The organism is Pseudomonas aylmerensis (assembly GCF_001702265.1).
In the GTDB taxonomy this organism is placed as follows: Bacteria; Pseudomonadota; Gammaproteobacteria; order Pseudomonadales; family Pseudomonadaceae; genus Aquipseudomonas; species Aquipseudomonas aylmerensis.
In genome coordinates, this window is the sequence record NZ_MAUE01000019.1 from 1 (window position 1) to 3,364 (window position 3,364).

Consider the following 3,364-nt stretch of genomic DNA (forward strand, 5'->3'; position numbering starts at 1 on the left):
AATTGGGTCTGTAGCTCAGTTGGTTAGAGCGCACCCCTGATAAGGGTGAGGTCGGCAGTTCGAATCTGCCCAGACCCACCAATTTTGTGTGGGAAACGCCTGTAGAAATACGGGGCCATAGCTCAGCTGGGAGAGCGCCTGCCTTGCACGCAGGAGGTCAACGGTTCGATCCCGTTTGGCTCCACCACTACTGCTTCTGAAAGTTTTGAAAGCTTAGAAATGAGCATTCCATCAAGTTGATGGTGAATGTTGATTTCTAGTCTTTGATTAGATCGTTCTTTAAAAATTTGGGTATGTGATAGAAAGATAGACTGAACGTTACTTTCACTGGTAACGGATCAGGCTAAGGTAAAATTTGTGAGTTCTCTTAATTGAGAAATTCGAATTTTCGGCGAATGTCGTCTTCACAGTATAACCAGATTGCTTGGGGTTATATGGTCAAGTGAAGAAGCGCATACGGTGGATGCCTTGGCAGTCAGAGGCGATGAAAGACGTGGTAGCCTGCGAAAAGCTTCGGGGAGTCGGCAAACAGACTTTGATCCGGAGATGTCTGAATGGGGGAACCCAGCCATCATAAGATGGTTATCTTGTACTGAATACATAGGTGCAAGAGGCGAACCAGGGGAACTGAAACATCTAAGTACCCTGAGGAAAAGAAATCAACCGAGATTCCCTTAGTAGTGGCGAGCGAACGGGGACTAGCCCTTAAGTGGCTTTGAGATTAGCGGAACGCTCTGGAAAGTGCGGCCATAGTGGGTGATAGCCCTGTACGCGAAAATCTCTTAGTCATGAAATCGAGTAGGACGGAGCACGAGAAACTTTGTCTGAATATGGGGGGACCATCCTCCAAGGCTAAATACTACTGACTGACCGATAGTGAACTAGTACCGTGAGGGAAAGGCGAAAAGAACCCCGGAGAGGGGAGTGAAATAGATCCTGAAACCGTATGCGTACAAGCAGTGGGAGCAGACTTTGTTCTGTGACTGCGTACCTTTTGTATAATGGGTCAGCGACTTATTTTCAGTGGCGAGCTTAACCGAATAGGGGAGGCGTAGCGAAAGCGAGTCTTAATAGGGCGTCTAGTCGCTGGGAATAGACCCGAAACCGGGCGATCTATCCATGGGCAGGTTGAAGGTTGGGTAACACTAACTGGAGGACCGAACCGACTACCGTTGAAAAGTTAGCGGATGACCTGTGGATCGGAGTGAAAGGCTAATCAAGCTCGGAGATAGCTGGTTCTCCTCGAAAGCTATTTAGGTAGCGCCTCATGTATCACTGTAGGGGGTAGAGCACTGTTTCGGCTAGGGGGTCATCCCGACTTACCAAACCGATGCAAACTCCGAATACCTACAAGTGCCGAGCATGGGAGACACACGGCGGGTGCTAACGTCCGTCGTGAAAAGGGAAACAACCCAGACCGTCAGCTAAGGTCCCAAAGTTATGGTTAAGTGGGAAACGATGTGGGAAGGCTTAGACAGCTAGGAGGTTGGCTTAGAAGCAGCCACCCTTTAAAGAAAGCGTAATAGCTCACTAGTCGAGTCGGCCTGCGCGGAAGATGTAACGGGGCTCAAACCATACACCGAAGCTACGGGTATCACGTAAGTGATGCGGTAGAGGAGCGTTCTGTAAGCCTGTGAAGGTGAGTTGAGAAGCTTGCTGGAGGTATCAGAAGTGCGAATGCTGACATGAGTAACGACAATGGGTGTGAAAAACACCCACGCCGAAAGACCAAGGTTTCCTGCGCAACGTTAATCGACGCAGGGTTAGTCGGTCCCTAAGGCGAGGCTGAAAAGCGTAGTCGATGGAAAACAGGTTAATATTCCTGTACTTCTGGTTATTGCGATGGAGGGACGGAGAAGGCTAGGCCAGCTTGGCGTTGGTTGTCCAAGTTTAAGGTGGTAGGCTGGAATCTTAGGTAAATCCGGGATTCTAAGGCCGAGAGCTGATGACGAGTTAACTTTTAGTTAACGAAGTGGTTGATGCCATGCTTCCAAGAAAAGCTTCTAAGCTTCAGGTAACCAGGAACCGTACCCCAAACCGACACAGGTGGTTGGGTAGAGAATACCAAGGCGCTTGAGAGAACTCGGGTGAAGGAACTAGGCAAAATGGCACCGTAACTTCGGGAGAAGGTGCGCCGGTGAGGGTGAAGGACTTGCTCCGTAAGCTCATGCCGGTCGAAGATACCAGGCCGCTGCGACTGTTTATTAAAAACACAGCACTCTGCAAACACGAAAGTGGACGTATAGGGTGTGACGCCTGCCCGGTGCCGGAAGGTTAATTGATGGGGTTAGCTAACGCGAAGCTCTTGATCGAAGCCCCGGTAAACGGCGGCCGTAACTATAACGGTCCTAAGGTAGCGAAATTCCTTGTCGGGTAAGTTCCGACCTGCACGAATGGCGTAACGATGGCGGCGCTGTCTCCACCCGAGACTCAGTGAAATTGAAATCGCTGTGAAGATGCAGTGTATCCGCGGCTAGACGGAAAGACCCCGTGAACCTTTACTATAGCTTTGCACTGGACTTTGAATTTGCTTGTGTAGGATAGGTGGGAGGCTTTGAAGCGTGGACGCCAGTCTGCGTGGAGCCATCCTTGAAATACCACCCTGGCAACTTTGAGGTTCTAACTCAGGTCCGTTATCCGGATCGAGGACAGTGTATGGTGGGTAGTTTGACTGGGGCGGTCTCCTCCTAAAGAGTAACGGAGGAGTACGAAGGTGCGCTCAGACCGGTCGGAAATCGGTCGTAGAGTATAAAGGCAAAAGCGCGCTTGACTGCGAGACAGACACGTCGAGCAGGTACGAAAGTAGGTCTTAGTGATCCGGTGGTTCTGTATGGAAGGGCCATCGCTCAACGGATAAAAGGTACTCCGGGGATAACAGGCTGATACCGCCCAAGAGTTCATATCGACGGCGGTGTTTGGCACCTCGATGTCGGCTCATCACATCCTGGGGCTGAAGCCGGTCCCAAGGGTATGGCTGTTCGCCATTTAAAGTGGTACGCGAGCTGGGTTTAGAACGTCGTGAGACAGTTCGGTCCCTATCTGCCGTGGACGTTTGAGATTTGAGAGGGGCTGCTCCTAGTACGAGAGGACCGGAGTGGACGAACCTCTGGTGTTCCGGTTGTCACGCCAGTGGCATTGCCGGGTAGCTATGTTCGGAATAGATAACCGCTGAAAGCATCTAAGCGGGAAACTAGCCTCAAGATGAGATCTCACTGGAACCTTGAGTTCCCTGAAGGGCCGTCGAAGACTACGACGTTGATAGGTTGGGTGTGTAAGCGCTGTGAGGCGTTGAGCTAACCAATACTAATTGCCCGTGAGGCTTGACCATATAACACCCAAGCAATTTGCTTGCTTCGAGCTGAAA

Annotated in this window: 2 tRNA genes and 1 rRNA gene; all 3 read left to right on the plus strand. The window is 50.8% G+C overall.

Going from position 1 to position 3,364, the window contains the following annotated elements:
• Nucleotides 1-4: 4 nt before the first annotated feature.
• The 3 genes from BBG20_RS14435 (at nt 5) to BBG20_RS14445 (ending at nt 3,328) form a co-directional block, all read left to right on the plus strand.
• Nucleotides 5-81: transfer RNA gene (locus tag BBG20_RS14435), tRNA-Ile, on the plus strand.
• A 30-nt stretch (nt 82-111) separates the two neighbouring features.
• Nucleotides 112-187: transfer RNA gene (locus BBG20_RS14440), tRNA-Ala, on the plus strand.
• Nucleotides 188-436: 249 nt separating this feature from the next.
• Nucleotides 437-3,328: ribosomal RNA gene (locus BBG20_RS14445) — 23S ribosomal RNA — on the plus strand.
• Nucleotides 3,329-3,364: the final 36 nt, after the last annotated feature.